The organism is Streptomyces tibetensis (assembly GCF_007655005.1).
Classification (GTDB): Bacteria; Actinomycetota; Actinomycetes; order Streptomycetales; family Streptomycetaceae; genus Streptomyces; species Streptomyces tibetensis.
Genome location: NZ_SZVW01000004.1, coordinates 27,414 through 41,125, shown reverse-complemented (window position 1 = coordinate 41,125; position 13,712 = coordinate 27,414). Strand labels below are relative to the sequence as shown.

The window sequence follows — 13,712 nt, the reverse complement described above, 5'->3', positions numbered from 1 at the left end:
CGATCCGTGGCTCCTTTCGGCCCCCCATCGGCCCTGTTCGTCCCTTCGCCACGGCCGGGACCCGGATACCCGATCGGAGACTCGGCGTCGTCCGGCTATGCTCGTGGGGGCGACATCGCCTGGGCCCTTAGCTCAATTGGCAGAGCAGTGGACTTTTAATCCATTGGTTGTGGGTTCGAGTCCCACAGGGCCTACGGACGCGGGGAGGGGAAAACCCCCTCTGACCTGCGATGCGGCGCTCGGGTCTGCTTCGGCTGGCTGGGGCGCTGCCGCGTTTTCGGGGCTTTGCGTGAGCGGAACCGGTCCGGGAGTGCTTCATGAATACGCGCCGACTCGGCTGGGCCGGGGGTGCGGGTACGGCGGTGACGGTCCCGTGGTGCGCGTCACCCTCGCGCCATGACGTCACACGAGTCCCCTTCCGCCCCGACAACGGCCTCGACCCATAGCCCATGGCTTCCGCGCCGGCCGTGTGGCGCACGACGTCGCGCACCAGGCGGCGTCGCCTGGCCCGCGCAGGACGACGACCCCCGCCGGCCCACGCGACGCCGAACTCGCCCGGTGTCCGGGCGGGTTAGACTCCCGGTCGCGGAGCGGCCGCGCGCCGGGGCGGGACCGACCATCCTGTCCGCCGTGCGCAGGGTCGTTCGGGGTTGCGTATGAATGGGGGCGACGCACATGGGATTCGACATGTCCGGGCTCGGGCTCTCCGCCCCCGAAGAGGCCGTGTACCGGCACTTCCTGAGGAATCCGGACACCTCCGACGATGAGATCCACACACTGCTGGGACTGGATCAGCGTGAGGTGGGCGAGAGCGTGCACCGCCTGTGCACGCTGGGGGTGCTGAACCGCACGGGACCGGGCGCGCTCGCGGCCGCGGACCCGGAGACCACCGTGGAGCGCCTGACCGACCTGTGTCTGCGGGAGCTCCACAGGGAGCTTGCCCGGGTCACGCAAGCCCGGCACCTGGTCGCCGAGCTGCGCCAGGAGCAGCCCCAGGAGGCCGCTTCCGCTCCGCGCATCGAGCGGCTGGCGGACGTCGAGCGCATCCGCGACCGGATCGACGACTTGGCCTTCTTCGCACGCGAGGAGATCCTCTCGGTCGAGCCGTACGTCGAGCTGACGCCTGAGAACATCGCCCACGCCCGTCCCCTCGACCAGCGCTGCCTGCGGCGCGGCGTGCGGATCCGCAGCGTCCTGCCGTGCACGGCGCTCGACCATCCGCCCACCGTCGGCTACCTGCGCGAACTCGCCTCGCAGGGCGCGCAGATCCGGGTCGCGCAGACCGTCACCGAGCGCATCCTCGTCTACGACCGCAGTATCGCCCTGGTGCCCGTGGACCCCGACGACACCGCACGCGGCGCACTGCTCGTCCGTGAGGACGGTCTCGTCGCCAATGTGCTCGCCCTGTTCGAGAAGATCTGGAGCGAGGCGGAGCCCCTTTCGCCGTACGAGGAGGACGGCGACGGCCGCGACCAGCCGACCGAGCTGGAACAGCGCGTCCTGGAATCGATGTGCCGGGTCAGCAAGGACGAGATCGGCGCCCGCGAACTCGGCATCTCCGTCCGCACGTATCGCCGCCACGTGGCCGACCTGATGCAGCTGCTCGGCGCGGCGGGGCGGCCGCAGGCCGCACTCCTGGCTCGCGAGCGCGGCTGGATCTGACCCCTCACCGGTGAGAGCCCGTGAACGAACGCAACGCCCTGCCGGAGAGGCACCCGCAGGCCCTGAGCGGGCAGAGGTCAGAAGACGAACTTCGCGTCGGGCAGGGACCAGCCGCGCAGCGCGCGGTCCCGCAGCGCCCCGGCCACGGCCGCGCGCGCCGCATCCGGACCGGCCGCGACCCGCAGTGTGATCCGGTCCGCCGACACATGCGTGGAGCAGGGCCATTGCGGTGGCAGCAGGGCCAGCAGGCGGATCACCACCAGGGGAGCGGCGGGCGAGTCCGCAGCCACGCGCACGACACGGATCTCCGTCTCGAGGCCGCCGTTCCCGCCGCTCATGACGCGGGGCCGAGGACCGGAGCCGTACGGATGCCGAACTCGTGCCGCAGGGCGGAACGCGCAGCCCAGTAGCCGGACATGCCGTGCACCCCGGGTCCGGGCGGTGTGGACGCCGAGCACACGTACACCCCGCGCAGCGGGGTCCGGTAGGGGTCGAACCGGGGCACGGGGCGCAGCAGCGACTGGGTGAGCGTGATGGCCCCCGCCAGGATGTCGCCGCCCACGTAGTTCGGGTTGTACGCCTCCAAGCCCGCGGCAGTGACGGCCCGTTCGGCCAGGACCGTGTCCGTGAAGCCGGGAGCGTGCCGCTCGATCGCGGCCCGGATCATGGGCAGCGGATCACGCGTGTCGCCGTTGGGCACGTGCGCGTACGCCCAGACCGGCCGCCTGCCCCGCACCTCCCGTCGAGGGTCGGTGACGGCGGGATCGACGAGCATGACGAACGGTTCGGCGGTCGGGACGCCGCGCGCTGCGAGGGTCTCCTGCCGCAGCATCGTGGCGCGGCTGCCACCTAGGTGAACCGTGCCCGCGCGGCCGACCTCGGGGTCGCGCCAGGGGATCGGCGCGGAAACCAGGAAGTCCGCCTTCGCCGCGCCGGGGCCGTACCGGAAGCGCGCCAGGGCCTTTGCGTAGCGGGCCGGCAGCCTGTCCCCGGCGAGGGCGAGTAACCCCTTCGGCGCCACGTCCAGCAGAACGGCCCGTGCGCCCCGCAGCTCCCGCACGTCGGCGACAGGCGCTCCGGTGCGGATGCGGCCGCCGTGCGTCACCAGGTCGTCGGCGAGTGCGTGGGCGATGACGCCGCTGCCGCCCTTCGGCAGCGGCCACCCCGTGCTGTGGCCGAGGTGCCCGAGCAGCAGAGCTGTAGCGCCGGAGGCGAGGCTGGGCAGCCGCCCGACCGCGTGCGCGGCCACGCCGGTGAGCAGCGCGGCCGCCTCCTCGGTCGCAAACCCGTGGAAGGGGCTGCCGTGGCGCAGGACGCGCGACGCCAGCAGAGCCGGGGCGGCGAGGTCGTCGGGCCAGGACCGCTGCCCGGACAGTATGAAGTCGACGACGCCTGTGCTGTGCGCGACCAGGGGCTCCATGAGCCTGCGCCACCGGTCACCGTCGGCGCCGAGTCCGGCACAGGTGGCCGCGAGGTCGCGGTGCGCCAGTGCGACGGTTCGTTCGTCGATGAGTTGGGCGTAGGCGATCGCGGGGTGGAGGAGTTCCACCCCGCGGGCGGCGAGGTCGAACTCCCGGAAGAACGGCGAGGCGGGGGCCATGGGGTGCACCGCGGCGCAGATGTCGTGCACGACCTCGCTGTCGAACAGTGGGGCGGTGCGCAGTCCGCCGCCGATGTCGTCGGCACGTTCGCGGATTTCGACGCGCAGACCGGCGCGGGCCATGGTGACCGCGGCGGCGAGTCCGTTGGGGCCGCTGCCGACGACAGCGACGTCGAAGTCCGTCATCCGGCTGCCGGCCTTTCGGGTCCTCGGCCCTGCGGGGCCTTCTTCGCCTCGGCGAGCAGTTTCAGCCCGGCCCGGTCCGTCCGGTCGGGCCGGCCGCCGAGCCGGTGCACGACTGCCCAGGCGGTGGTGCCGGGGAAGGCTCCGGCGAAGACGGACGCGTCCCGCGTCGCTCCGTTGTGCCAGCGCAACTCGCCCGCGTTCTGCCAGGACACCGCGGGTTCGCCCAGTGCACGGTCCACCAGCATGCCCTTCACGAGCTTCGCCACGGCCCGGGGGGTGGCCCACAGGCCGCCCGCGGGCAGGATCGGTCCGGTCATCGTCCAGGGGGCGCGGGGCCGCCCGAACAGGCCGCGGGCGGTCAGTGTCCGGTCAGCGGGCGGGTCGGCGGTGACCTCGTCGACGCCGAGCGGCGCAAGCACGTGCGTGCGCAGCAGTTCCTCGTACGTGCCCCTGCCGGCTGCCTCCAGGGCGGCGCCGAGGACGGCGTAGCCGAGGTTGGAGTATTCCTCGCCGGCGCCGGGCTTCCGCGCGGCGATCGTGTCGAGTTGCCGCAGGATCCTGTCGAACTCCTCGGGGTCGAGGGTCGCGTACGGGTCGCGGGGGTCGGTCGACGACGGCTGCGGGTGCAGGCGGGGCAGGCCCGATGTGTGGTCCGCCAACTGCCGCAGCGTGATCTCCGACCCGGCGGGAACGGCCGGAAGCCATGCGGCCAGCCGGTCGTCGGGGTCGAGCCGCCCGGCCTCGGCCAGCCGTGCCAGCAGGGTTCCGGTGAGCACCTTGGTGACGGAGCCGATCTCCACGTAGGCGTCCGGGTCGTGGCCGTGTTCGGCCCGTACGGGGCCGGTGCCGGAGATCGCGCATGTCGGAGCGGGGCGCGGGAACCGCCTCATCCGCCGGTCCAGTTCCGCAGCAGCGCCTGACGCTCGGGCGACTTCGGGGTCGTATCGCCGGCGACCCGGCCCCACTCCGTGAGCGTCCGGGGAGACGCGCTGCCGTCGACAAACCGGGCGAGCAGAGCCTGGGAGAGGGCGAACTCCTCCTTGTCGTACGCACCGGCGGCGGCCGAGTGGACGGCCAGCTCCTCGGCGCCGGAGGCGGTTTCGAGCCGCAGCAGCATCTGTCTCGGTTCGCCGGTGCCGCCCAGTGCCGCCGTGAGCACGATGTCCACGGCCAAGGCCAGCCGTCGACGGGAAGCGCCGTGGACCGGGGCGCCCTCGACGGTCGCGGAGCGCAGATCCTCCCACGTCCACACCCGGTGGCCACCGGCCACGCCGGCCTCCACGCCCTTCTCTGTCAGCCGGACCGCGCGGCCCTCGGTGCCCGGCGGGGCACCCACGTACACCGCGTCCGCGGTGATCCAGAACAGTCCGACCATCGCCACAGTTGACTCCCGTTCGTGTCGTACGTCCCGTCCGGACGGGCGGCCCGGCCGCCTGCGCCCGGCCCCGGACGATCAGCCTGCATTCTCGGCGGAGGCCGTCCGCGTCGCCGTGACGGCGGACCGTTCCGGCCATCCGGCCCGTTCCCGTAGGGACGCCGCGACGCGGTCGCGGACCCGGCCCGCCAGTCGGATCGCCGCGGCGAGCGGCCGGCTCAGGAAGATCAGGTCGCAGGCCACCATCGTGAGGGCGAACCCGGTGAGCCCCATGAAGAAGGCGATCGACAGGTGGAAGCCGATCGACGCCACGGCCGCCCAGGGGCGTAGCTTCCGCACGAGCACGCCCAGCGGGAAGTAGACCAGGAACAGGGTGGTGGCGTACGTGCCGCCGATCACCAGCAGGTCGTTCTCGTACACCAGCCGTGAGAATCCCGGGAGTTCGAACTCGGGGATGCGCATGATGTAGAAGAGCGCCGTGCCGTCCTGCCACAGTTTGCCCTGCACCTTGTAGAGGCCGCTGGTGACGTACACGAGGCAGATCTGCGCCGCGATCGCGAGCACGCCCAGGTTGTGCAGCGGAGTCTGCGCGGCGCGCACACGGGCGGGCAGCCGGTCCGTGACCCGCCCGGCCAGACCGCTCGTCAGCGAGAGCCGGTCGTAGCAGCGGGTGAGCATCAGCATGGGGATGACGAGATACGCCAGGTTGTCGCCGCCGTCGAGCAGGAACTGGTCCCGCTGGTACACCGACCACAGGAACACCCAGTGCAGGGCGAGCACCGGCCGTCCTCCCACGCCCAGCGTGACCGCCAGCGCCAGCAGCATGCCGAGGTGGAAGACCAGCTCGAACCAGGCCGTCGAGGTGCTGACCGCGTAGAGGCTGAAGGTGCCCGTCTCGTCCAGAACGGTGCGGAAACGGCTCCAGGACTCGACGCCCGAGGGGCCGAAGAGGAAGTGCCGGTCGGCGTACTGCGAGGCGTAGAACATGAAGCCGACGAAGCCGAGCAGGACTCGCGTGCCGGAGACTCCCAGGACGGCGAACGACGTGGAGCCGAGCCGGTCGAGCGAGGTCATGGAACGGCTCGCCCGGGCGCGCAGCCGCGCGCGAAGTGAGGTTCTCACCGCAGTTCGCCCACCTTCAGCCAACCGAAGTCCTGCACCTGCGCCGTGTCCTTGACCGCCTTGGCCGGGGCGTTGCGCTTCGACCAGGGCGGCAGTTCGCGCACGTACATGCGTACCTGGATCCGCTGCGGATCACCGCCGCAGGCGTCGGGCATCTGGGTCAGTGAGTAACGGGAGAGGAAGCGGACCGCGTTGTCCTGCGCCTGCTGCTCCTCCGGCATCAGGCGGACCTTGCCCTTGCCGTCCTTCTGGTCCTTCGCGATGTCGTCCTTGTGCTTCTCCCGCAGCCGGTCGAGCAGCGGGTCGGTCGCGTTGATGGACTGCATCGGCGCGGAGACCAGCCGCGACATGCGGGAGGGGAAGAACCTGCTCTCCTGTGCCTTGCGCACGTAGGTGGTGGTGACGTCGTGGTAGTCGGTGACGCTCCCGTCCCGGCACTGGGCCCGGGCCAGCACGCCACGGTCGTCGGCGAGCGGATCCGGCGCGAAGAGCATCCAGTTCTGCACGAAGTAGGGGTTCAGGTAGCCCTTCACCTTGTCGAAGTGCTGGACCTTCAACGGGGTGGCAGGGGCTTGGGAGAAGGAAGCGAGAGCGAAGTGAAGGCCCAGGAGGGCGGCGCCGCCGAGCAGCACCACCCTCCTGATCACGAGAGGACTCGTCACTTGTCGAAGACCTCTTCGACGGACGGCGCGCCCTCGCTGGTGGTGTCCGCCGGGGCGGAACCGAGGCTCGCGATCCGGACCACGTTGCCGACCTGGCTGCGGATGGCCTGCGTGCCGGCCAGCGCCCTGCCATGGACGACCGCGGCCTTGGCCACGGAGCCCAGCCACATCGGCTGCTTCTCGTCGGTCTTCGCCTTGGCCGGCTGGGCGGCGGAGGCGGTCACCGACGGCGCCGCGGCCTGGGCAGGAGCCTGCATGGCGAGCAGGGCGGCGACGCCGCCGAGAACGACACCGGCACCGGCAATTGCCTTCTTCACTGTTCTTCTCCCGTTGTTCTTCTTCTGGTCCGTCAGCTCACTGCCAGCCGTTGACCGGCTTGCACAGCCGGTTGACGGGCGGCAGCCAGTGGTCGCCCGTGTGCTTCCTGCAGAATTTCCCGAGCGCCCGCCCCACCAGGTCGTGCGAAGCGTTCGCATGCGTTGACGCCGACAGCACGGGCCGCTGCTCCGCGGTGGCACCGGCTGTACCCGTCGATCCCCAGCCCACGACCGCGGACACGGCCAGGACGACGATCGACCTGACGCGAACCGAATGACGCCTGGACTGCGCGTTCACTTGCTTCCCCCTTGACCTGACGGGTCGTTCTGACGGGGAAACGATGCCATCGCAACAGCAGCGTCGGGCCTGTTGCCCATGTCAGCTTCCTGCACGGGGGTCGGCACTTTCCTGCCGCGCCGCTGTCCCTGGCCCCGGCCCCTTCGGCACACACCGGCGAGGACGATCTGCGGCCCCGGTCAGGCCGGGCATACAAGGAAGCCCCGGTTCGGATCGTCTCCGGACCGGGGCTCTTGTCGTTGCGGGGGCTGGGTCAGCCGGTGGTCAGCATCCCCGACCGCAGCCGTGCCACCGTGCGGGAGATCAGCCGGGAGACGTGCATCTGCGAGATGCCGAGCCGGGCGCCGATCTCCGCCTGGGTCAGCTCCTCCACGAAGCGCAGGTGGAGGATGAGGCGCTGGCGTTCGTCGAGTTCGGCGACCAGGGGGGCCAGGGCGTGGAAGTCCTCGACGAGTTCGAGGGCCGGGTCCTCCTCGCCGATGAACTCCGACAGGGTCGTCTCGCTCTCGTCCGGGTCGCCGGTGACCGTCGCGTCGAGGGAGGAGGACAGGTAGCCGTTGGCCGCGATCTGGGCTTCGACGACCTCCTCCTCCGACAGGTTCATCAGGGCGGCCAGTTCGGCCACCTTCGGGGCGCGGCCGAGGCGGGAGGCCAGTTCCTCGGTCGCCTTGGCGAGTTCCGTACGGGCCTCCTGCAGGCGGCGCGGCACATGCACGGCCCAGGACGTGTCACGGAAGAAGCGCTTGATCTCGCCGATGATGTACGGCACCGCGAAGCTGGTGAACTGCACCTCGCGGGAGACCTCGAACCGGTCGATGGCCTTGATCAGGCCGATCACGCCGACCTGGACGACGTCCTCCATCGACTGGCCGCTGGTGCGGAACCGGCGGGCGGCGAAGCGCACCAGCGACATGTTCATCTCAATGAGCGTGTTGCGGGTGTACTGGTACTCGGGCGTGCCCTCCTCGAGCACGGCGAGCCGGGCGAGGAACTGTCCGGTCAGCTCGCGCGCGTCCTGCGGGGCGATCTTCTGGGGCTCGGCGATCTGCGGCAGCTCCTCACCGGTGTAGGTGGCGGAATCCGTCGTCGTGCCGATGCGCATGGTCGCCGTCACGGGCCCTCCCTGTCAGTCCGGCCCGCTCCGATCCCCCGACAGGCCACCTCCAGCGCCGCTACCCGCCCTCGCCGCGGTCATGCCCCGCATATGCCCCGGCGAGACGTTGACCACAGTCGGCGCAGGTCGAGGCGGTGACGGGGTACCCGGACCTGTGCTGCGACGGTTCGGGCAGGGAGGGTGGGCGGTGGGGTGCGCGAGAGAAGACCCAGGGGTTCGCGGAGCGGACAGTTGCCGATTGACAACTATAGGTGGAGAGCAACAGCCTAGGCATGCCGGACGTGCGCGGGGAAGAGACCGGAAGGAACGACTCCGTGCGACGGTACGTCATTCAGGCAGTTTGGGCACCGGGCGAGCGGGAGTCTTCGGAGCCGGCGTGTATCTGGGCCGCCGCCGCGTCGCAGAACGCCTCCAGCCCCTGCAGCAGTGCGACCCGCTTCGCCGCGGGCATCTGGTCGAGCACCGCGCTCAGCGCCTCCTCCCGGCGCACCCGCAGGTCGGCCAGGAAGGCGCGGCCCCGGCCGCTGAGGTGCAGGCGGACCTCGCGTCGGTCGGCCGGACTCACCTCGCGTTCGACGAACCCGGCGGCCTGCAGCCGGTCGCACAGCCGACTGGTCGAGGGCGGTGTGGAGGCGAGGGAGTCGGCGAGCGTGCGCAGGTTGATGCCCTCGTGGTGTTCGAGCATGAGCAGCACCCGCAGCTGGGACGCGGAGGCCGGCGCGGTCGAGGCCCGGCCCCAGAGGACCTCCAGCAACTCCGCGGCCGTGGAGGTCACACGGGCGACCTCTGTCGGCTCAGGGCGGGGTCGGAGGGAAGTCACAGTCACACTCTCGCAGGCACCGGGATGGCCGTCAGCGTACTAGTGCCGCGGCAGAGGGCTTCGGCCCGATGGGACGAGCGGCGCCCGTCGCGGCACCAGGCGTGAAGTGAACCACCCGGGGCCCGCATCCCCGGCCCGTGGGCAAGGACCGATTTCCGAGGACGCGTCGGCGTCCCACCGAGGATGGTGAACAAACCCCCGTGAACACGATCACGAGCAGATTCGTGGCCGCCGAGCGCGCCCTGCGCACGGCGGCGCCCCATCAACTGCTGGACGCGGTCCGTCGTGTACTGACCGATCAGTACGCGGCGGACTCCGTCGAGCTTTTCCTGGCCGACTACGGACTGACGGTGCTACAGCCGGTGTCCGTGCTGCCGCACACCCTCCAGCCGGTGTCCGCGCACAACAGCCCGGCGGGCCGGGCCTTCGGTGCGCAGGAGCCGTACGTGGAGTCCCTTTCGGGCGACCTCGCCCGGGTGCATCTGCCGGTCACCGTGCGCGGCGACCGCCTAGGGGTGCTGACCGTGACCCTGCCGGGCGCGGAGCACGCCGAGGACCACCTCGGCGAGCTGGCCGAGATCGCCCAGGTGCTCGGGCACGAGGTCGTCGTGGCCGAGCGGGACACCGACCTGTATCTCCAGGCGCGCCGCCGGGACCGGCTCACGCTGGCCGCCGAGATGCAGTGGCAGCTGCTGCCGGGCCGCTCCTGCGCCCGCCCCGAGTACGACCTGGGCGCGCAGTTGGAGCCGGCGTACGCGATCTTCGGCGACAACTTCGACTGGTCCGCCTCGGCCGACCGGCTCAGCCTCTACGTCACCAACGGCATGGGCGAGGGCATAGAGGCCTCCCTGCTGACGAACCTGGCGATCAACGCCCTGCGCAACGCGCGCCGGGCCGGGCTGTCCATCGACGACCAGGCGGCCCTGGCCGACCAGGCGGTGTACGCGCACTACCGGGGCCGCTGCTACCTCTCGGTGCTGATGCTCGACTTCGACCTGGCCACCGGCCGGGTCCGGGCGGTGGACGCCGGGTCGCCGCAGATGCTGCGGCTGCGCCGGGGCGCGGTGGAGTGGGTGCCCTTCGAAGCCCAGTTGCCGCTCGGCATGTTCGAGGAGACCGACTACGTGATCCAGGAGTTCCGGGTCGAGCCGGGCGACCGGCTGGTCATCGTCAGCGACGGGGTCTACGACGTCGCCTCCCCGGGCGGTGAGACCTACTGCTGGGACACCGCCCTGGCCCGGGCGATCCAGGCGACCCGGCTGCTGCCGGCCGCCGAGGTGCCCCGGGCCCTCCTGCGCGAACTGACGGGCCACCGTGGCGCGTCCACCCCGGACGACGACGCCCTCGTGGTGTGTCTGGACTGGCGTGGGCGATAAGGGACGGGGCAGCCGCAGGTCGGGGGCGACAGCGGGCAATTGTTTGGTGGTGCCGTGCGCCGGCACTAATGTTTGTCATACGGCAAGTAACGGCTGAGGCGCCGTGGCGCGACCTCGGTTCGGCGGCCCGTGCAAGGGAGCGATGCAAGTGTCGGTGTCGGAAGAGAACGCGGAACAGGAGCCTGTCGCCTACCAGGTGAGCGCCTTCCTGGAACGGCGCCGGGAGCAGATCGCCCAACGGTGGGCGGACGCCGCGCTGTTCCGCACGGTCTTCACCGTGTCCCGGGACGAGGCGGTGGAGGCGGGCAGGGCCGTGACCGCGGCCCTGGCGGCCGTGGCGGCGTCCGGGCGGGTGGACGACATCCGGGCGTCCGGATTCGAGGCCGTGCGCGACCAGCTGGGGCGGATGGCCGCCTCCCGCGCCCGGACGGGCATCGACCCGGACGGGGTCGCCGACGAGGTCGCCGCGCTGCGCGAGCCGGTGACCGAACTGCTGCGCGCCGAGTTCGGGGAGCCGTACGCACCCGAGGCCCAGGAGGCCGTGGTGGCGCTGACGGTGCTCATGGGCACGCTGCGCCTGGTCGTGATGGAGACGACGGTCAGCGCGGGCGAGGAGCTGATCGCCCGGCAGCGCGAGCAGCTGCACGAGGTGGCCACCCCGGTGATCAAGCTCTGGGAGAGCACGGTCGCCGTACCGCTGATCGGCACGCTGGACAGCGCGCGCAGCCAGGTGGTCATGGAGAGCCTGCTGGACGCGATCGTCGCCGAGCGCGCCCGCTACGCCATCCTCGACATCACCGGCGTGCCCACGGTCGACTCGCTGGTCGCCCAGCACCTGATGAAGACCGTGGCGGCGGCGCGGCTGATGGGCGCCGAGTGCATCGTCTCCGGCATCCGGCCCGCGATCGCGCAGACCATCGTCCACCTGGGCATCGACCTCGGCACGGTGCTCACCCGCTCCAGCCTGGAGGACGCGCTCGCCTACGCGCTGAGCGAGCAGGGGGTCGAGATCGCACCGCTGAGGGCGGCCGGCGCGGCAGCGGACGCGGGCACGCGGTGACCGGGTTCGCGGGACACGGGCCCGCGGGCGGGCACGGCTTCACCGTGCCGGTCCTCCAGCTGGGCGATGTCCTGCTGGTCACCCTCCAGGGGGAGTTGCACGACGGGATGGCCGAGCAGCTCCAGCAGGACATCACGGCCCGGATCTCGGACAGTCGGGTGAGTGGGGTCGTGATCGACATCTCCGGTGTGGAGATCGTCGACTCCTTCCTCGGCCGGGTTCTCGCCGAGATCGCCGCCGGAGCCAAGCTGCTGGCGGCCCGTACGGTCCTGGCCGGGATGCGCCCGGCGGTGGCGATCACCCTGGTCGAGCTGGGGCTCACCCTGCCCGGCATGCGGACGGCCCTGGACGTCGAACGTGCGATGGAGATGCTCGGCGTGACCACGCGCCGGGGCGAGGGGAGTCCGTGATGCAGGCTTCCCGCCATGCCGGCCCGGCCAGCCTGCCGATCGGCTCGGACGCCGATCTGGCGTGGGTTCGGCAGCAGGTTCGGCAGGCCGCCGCCGAGCTCGGCTTCGGGCTCGTGCAGCAGACCAAGCTCGTCACCGCGGCGAGCGAACTGGCCCGCAACACCCTCGTCCACGGCGGGGGCGGCCATGTGGAGCTCACCCCGCTGGACGCCGGCTCGTCGCAGGGGCTGCGGCTGGCCTTCGTCGACTCCGGTCCCGGCATCCGCGACCTGGACCAGGCGCTCACCGACGGCTACACCAGCGGCGGGGGGCTCGGGCTCGGCCTGAGCGGCGCCAAGCGGCTGGTGCAGGAGTTCGAGGTGGACAGCACGCCCGGTGAGGGGACCACCGTCACCGTCACGGCCTGGGCCACCGTCGTGCCGCCCGCCCGGACGGTGCCGCGATGAGCAGGGTCTGGGACATGCCGGTGGAGGACGATTCGACGCGGGTGCGGGACGTGCGGGTGGCGGCCGAGGAGGCCAGTGCCCGCGCCGGCCTGCCCCCGAACCGCACCGCGACCGCCGCGCTCGTGGCGACGGAGCTGGCGACCAACCTGCTGCGGCACGCGGAGGGTGGCCGTGTGCTGATCAACCTCGTCGAGCGGGCGCACGACGACGGCCCCCGGAAGGCCGTGCAGCTCGTCTCGCTCGACCACGGACCCGGCATCCCGGACGTCGCGGCGGCGATGCGCGACGGCTACACCACGACCGTCGCCGCCTCGCTCGGAGCCGGACTCGGGACGTGCCGGCGCATAGCGAACGACTTCGATCTGCACAGCGCGCCGGGCCGGGGCACGGTCGTGATGGCCCGAATCGGCCACGAGCCGGCCGTCCGCAACCAGGGGCCGCCCCCGCCGGGGCCGCGCGCCGGGGGTGTCAACGTCCCCCTGGGCCGGGCCGAGCAGTCGGGGGATGCCTGGGCCCGGGTGCGCTCCGGCGACCGTCTGACCCTGCTGCTCGCCGACGGGCTCGGTCACGGGGAGAAGGCCGCCGAGGCCTCCACGGCGGCGGTGGAGGGGCTGCGCGGTCTGGCGGAGCTGCCGCCGGCCGAGATCCTGCGCAGTCTGGGCCGGGCCCTGCGCCCCACCCGGGGCGCGGCCGTCGCCGTGGCACAACTGGATGTACGCCAAGGGCAGTTGAGTTTCGCCGGGATCGGCAACGTCGGTGGCCGGCTGCGAACCGACGGCACGTGGAAGCCGCTGCTGTCCCACCCCGGCATCGTGGGCGCGCAGGCGCCGGCGTCCGTGCCCGTGCAGCGGGTGCCCTGGCACGCGGACAGTCTGCTGGTGCTGCACAGCGACGGCCTGCCCAGCCGCTGGACGCCGCCCGACGACGACGTACTGCCCGGCTGCGACCCGGCGGTGGCCGCCGCGGTGGTCCTCCGGGACGCGGGGAGCGCGGCCCGCCCGGTGCGGGACGACACCTGCGTGGCGGTCCTCACCGCCGGCGGCGTGAGCCGCCATGGCTCGGGGGTCTGAGGGCGTTGCGGCGAAGCGCCGGTGGTGTGTGCGGTCATGGGGCGGGGGTCTGAGGGCGGTGCCGGCATCGCCGGTGGTGGGTGCGAGGGCGTTGCGGCGAGGCGCCGGTGGTGTGTGGCGTCATGGGGCGGGGGTCTGAGGGCATCCGCGCCGCGCCGCGCCGCTTCGGTGAGGCCGCGCTGACCGGGCTCACC

The 13,712-nt window shown here is 72.1% G+C and carries 16 protein-coding genes and 1 tRNA gene; 7 read left to right on the top strand and 10 right to left on the bottom strand.

The window, feature by feature from the left end:
* Positions 1–121 precede the first annotated feature (121 nt).
* Together FDO69_RS07310 and FDO69_RS07305 are read left to right on the top strand one after the other, a co-directional pair.
* A tRNA-Lys gene (locus FDO69_RS07310) sits at positions 122–194 on the top strand.
* 481 nt (positions 195–675) lie between these two features.
* Positions 676–1,662 carry a helix-turn-helix transcriptional regulator gene (locus FDO69_RS07305; RefSeq protein ID WP_104778945.1) on the top strand — a complete coding sequence of 329 codons (987 nt, stop codon included), beginning with the start codon at positions 676–678 and terminating at the stop codon, positions 1,660–1,662.
* 77 nt (positions 1,663–1,739) lie between these two features.
* On the opposite strand, the gene FDO69_RS07300 is transcribed toward FDO69_RS07305, so the two are convergent.
* From FDO69_RS07300 to FDO69_RS07255, 10 genes are all read right to left on the bottom strand, one after another.
* Positions 1,740–2,000 (bottom strand): hypothetical protein, encoded by a 261-nt coding sequence (locus tag FDO69_RS07300; RefSeq protein ID WP_104778944.1) that lies wholly within the window; start codon positions 1,998–2,000, stop codon positions 1,740–1,742.
* Positions 1,997–3,448, bottom strand: a complete 1,452-nt coding sequence (locus tag FDO69_RS07295) for a phytoene desaturase family protein (protein ID WP_104778943.1) — start codon at positions 3,446–3,448, stop codon at positions 1,997–1,999. Before FDO69_RS07295 ends, FDO69_RS07300 begins: the two co-directional genes overlap by 4 nt.
* Complete coding sequence (locus FDO69_RS07290) at positions 3,445–4,338, bottom strand: serine hydrolase domain-containing protein (RefSeq protein WP_104778942.1); 894 nt, start codon at positions 4,336–4,338, stop codon at positions 3,445–3,447. Before FDO69_RS07290 ends, FDO69_RS07295 begins: the two co-directional genes overlap by 4 nt.
* Complete coding sequence (locus FDO69_RS07285; RefSeq protein ID WP_138430070.1) at positions 4,335–4,829, bottom strand: hypothetical protein; 495 nt, start codon at positions 4,827–4,829, stop codon at positions 4,335–4,337. The genes FDO69_RS07290 and FDO69_RS07285 overlap by 4 nt, the downstream gene beginning before the upstream one ends.
* A gap of 72 nt (positions 4,830–4,901) precedes the next feature.
* On the bottom strand, positions 4,902–5,945 hold the full coding sequence (locus FDO69_RS07280) for an HTTM domain-containing protein (protein WP_234387866.1): 1,044 nt from the start codon (positions 5,943–5,945) through the stop codon (positions 4,902–4,904).
* Positions 5,942–6,607 (bottom strand): DUF5819 family protein, encoded by a 666-nt coding sequence (locus FDO69_RS07275; RefSeq protein WP_138430068.1) that lies wholly within the window; start codon positions 6,605–6,607, stop codon positions 5,942–5,944. Before FDO69_RS07275 ends, FDO69_RS07280 begins: the two co-directional genes overlap by 4 nt.
* Positions 6,604–6,924: a hypothetical protein gene (locus tag FDO69_RS07270; protein WP_104778938.1), complete on the bottom strand. Its 321-nt coding sequence runs from the start codon at positions 6,922–6,924 to the stop codon at positions 6,604–6,606. The genes FDO69_RS07275 and FDO69_RS07270 overlap by 4 nt, the downstream gene beginning before the upstream one ends.
* A 37-nt stretch (positions 6,925–6,961) precedes the next feature.
* Positions 6,962–7,222: a hypothetical protein gene (locus FDO69_RS07265; protein ID WP_104778937.1), complete on the bottom strand. Its 261-nt coding sequence runs from the start codon at positions 7,220–7,222 to the stop codon at positions 6,962–6,964.
* A gap of 253 nt (positions 7,223–7,475) precedes the next feature.
* Positions 7,476–8,324, bottom strand: coding sequence for an RNA polymerase sigma factor SigF (locus tag FDO69_RS07260; protein ID WP_104779265.1), 849 nt, complete (start codon positions 8,322–8,324; stop codon positions 7,476–7,478).
* Positions 8,325–8,667: 343 nt separating this feature from the next.
* Positions 8,668–9,162 (bottom strand): MarR family transcriptional regulator, encoded by a 495-nt coding sequence (locus FDO69_RS07255; protein WP_104778936.1) that lies wholly within the window; start codon positions 9,160–9,162, stop codon positions 8,668–8,670.
* A gap of 194 nt (positions 9,163–9,356) precedes the next feature.
* Here FDO69_RS07255 and FDO69_RS07250 point away from each other — a divergent pair, with 194 nt between their 5' ends.
* The 5 genes from FDO69_RS07250 to FDO69_RS07230 all read left to right on the top strand — a co-directional run bounded on the left by FDO69_RS07250 (position 9,357) and on the right by FDO69_RS07230 (position 13,518).
* Positions 9,357–10,532, top strand: coding sequence for a PP2C family protein-serine/threonine phosphatase (locus FDO69_RS07250; protein WP_104778935.1), 1,176 nt, complete (start codon positions 9,357–9,359; stop codon positions 10,530–10,532).
* A 148-nt stretch (positions 10,533–10,680) separates the two neighbouring features.
* Positions 10,681–11,592: an STAS domain-containing protein gene (locus tag FDO69_RS07245; protein WP_420878492.1), complete on the top strand. Its 912-nt coding sequence runs from the start codon at positions 10,681–10,683 to the stop codon at positions 11,590–11,592.
* Positions 11,589–12,002, top strand: a complete 414-nt coding sequence (locus tag FDO69_RS07240; RefSeq protein ID WP_104778933.1) for an STAS domain-containing protein — start codon at positions 11,589–11,591, stop codon at positions 12,000–12,002. Before FDO69_RS07245 ends, FDO69_RS07240 begins: the two co-directional genes overlap by 4 nt.
* Positions 12,002–12,448, top strand: a complete 447-nt coding sequence (locus FDO69_RS07235; protein ID WP_104778932.1) for an anti-sigma regulatory factor — start codon at positions 12,002–12,004, stop codon at positions 12,446–12,448. The genes FDO69_RS07240 and FDO69_RS07235 overlap by 1 nt, the downstream gene beginning before the upstream one ends.
* Positions 12,445–13,518 (top strand): ATP-binding SpoIIE family protein phosphatase, encoded by a 1,074-nt coding sequence (locus FDO69_RS07230; RefSeq protein ID WP_104778931.1) that lies wholly within the window; start codon positions 12,445–12,447, stop codon positions 13,516–13,518. The genes FDO69_RS07235 and FDO69_RS07230 overlap by 4 nt, the downstream gene beginning before the upstream one ends.
* The last annotated feature ends 194 nt before the right edge of the window (positions 13,519–13,712 follow it).

What these genes read in the sequence shown, in the direction of transcription:
- FDO69_RS07260 (WP_104779265.1), bottom strand. Translation starts at nt 8,324, where the DNA reads ATGCGCATCGGCACGACGACGGATTCCGCCACCTACACCGGTGAGGAG.
- FDO69_RS07305 (WP_104778945.1), top strand. Translation starts at nt 676, where the DNA reads ATGGGATTCGACATGTCCGGGCTCGGGCTCTCCGCCCCCGAAGAGGCC.
- FDO69_RS07290 (WP_104778942.1), bottom strand. Translation starts at nt 4,338, where the DNA reads ATGAGGCGGTTCCCGCGCCCCGCTCCGACATGCGCGATCTCCGGCACC.
- FDO69_RS07235 (WP_104778932.1), top strand. Translation starts at nt 12,002, where the DNA reads ATGCAGGCTTCCCGCCATGCCGGCCCGGCCAGCCTGCCGATCGGCTCG.
- FDO69_RS07230 (WP_104778931.1), top strand. Translation starts at nt 12,445, where the DNA reads ATGAGCAGGGTCTGGGACATGCCGGTGGAGGACGATTCGACGCGGGTG.
- FDO69_RS07300 (WP_104778944.1), bottom strand. Translation starts at nt 2,000, where the DNA reads ATGAGCGGCGGGAACGGCGGCCTCGAGACGGAGATCCGTGTCGTGCGC.
- FDO69_RS07295 (WP_104778943.1), bottom strand. Translation starts at nt 3,448, where the DNA reads ATGACGGACTTCGACGTCGCTGTCGTCGGCAGCGGCCCCAACGGACTC.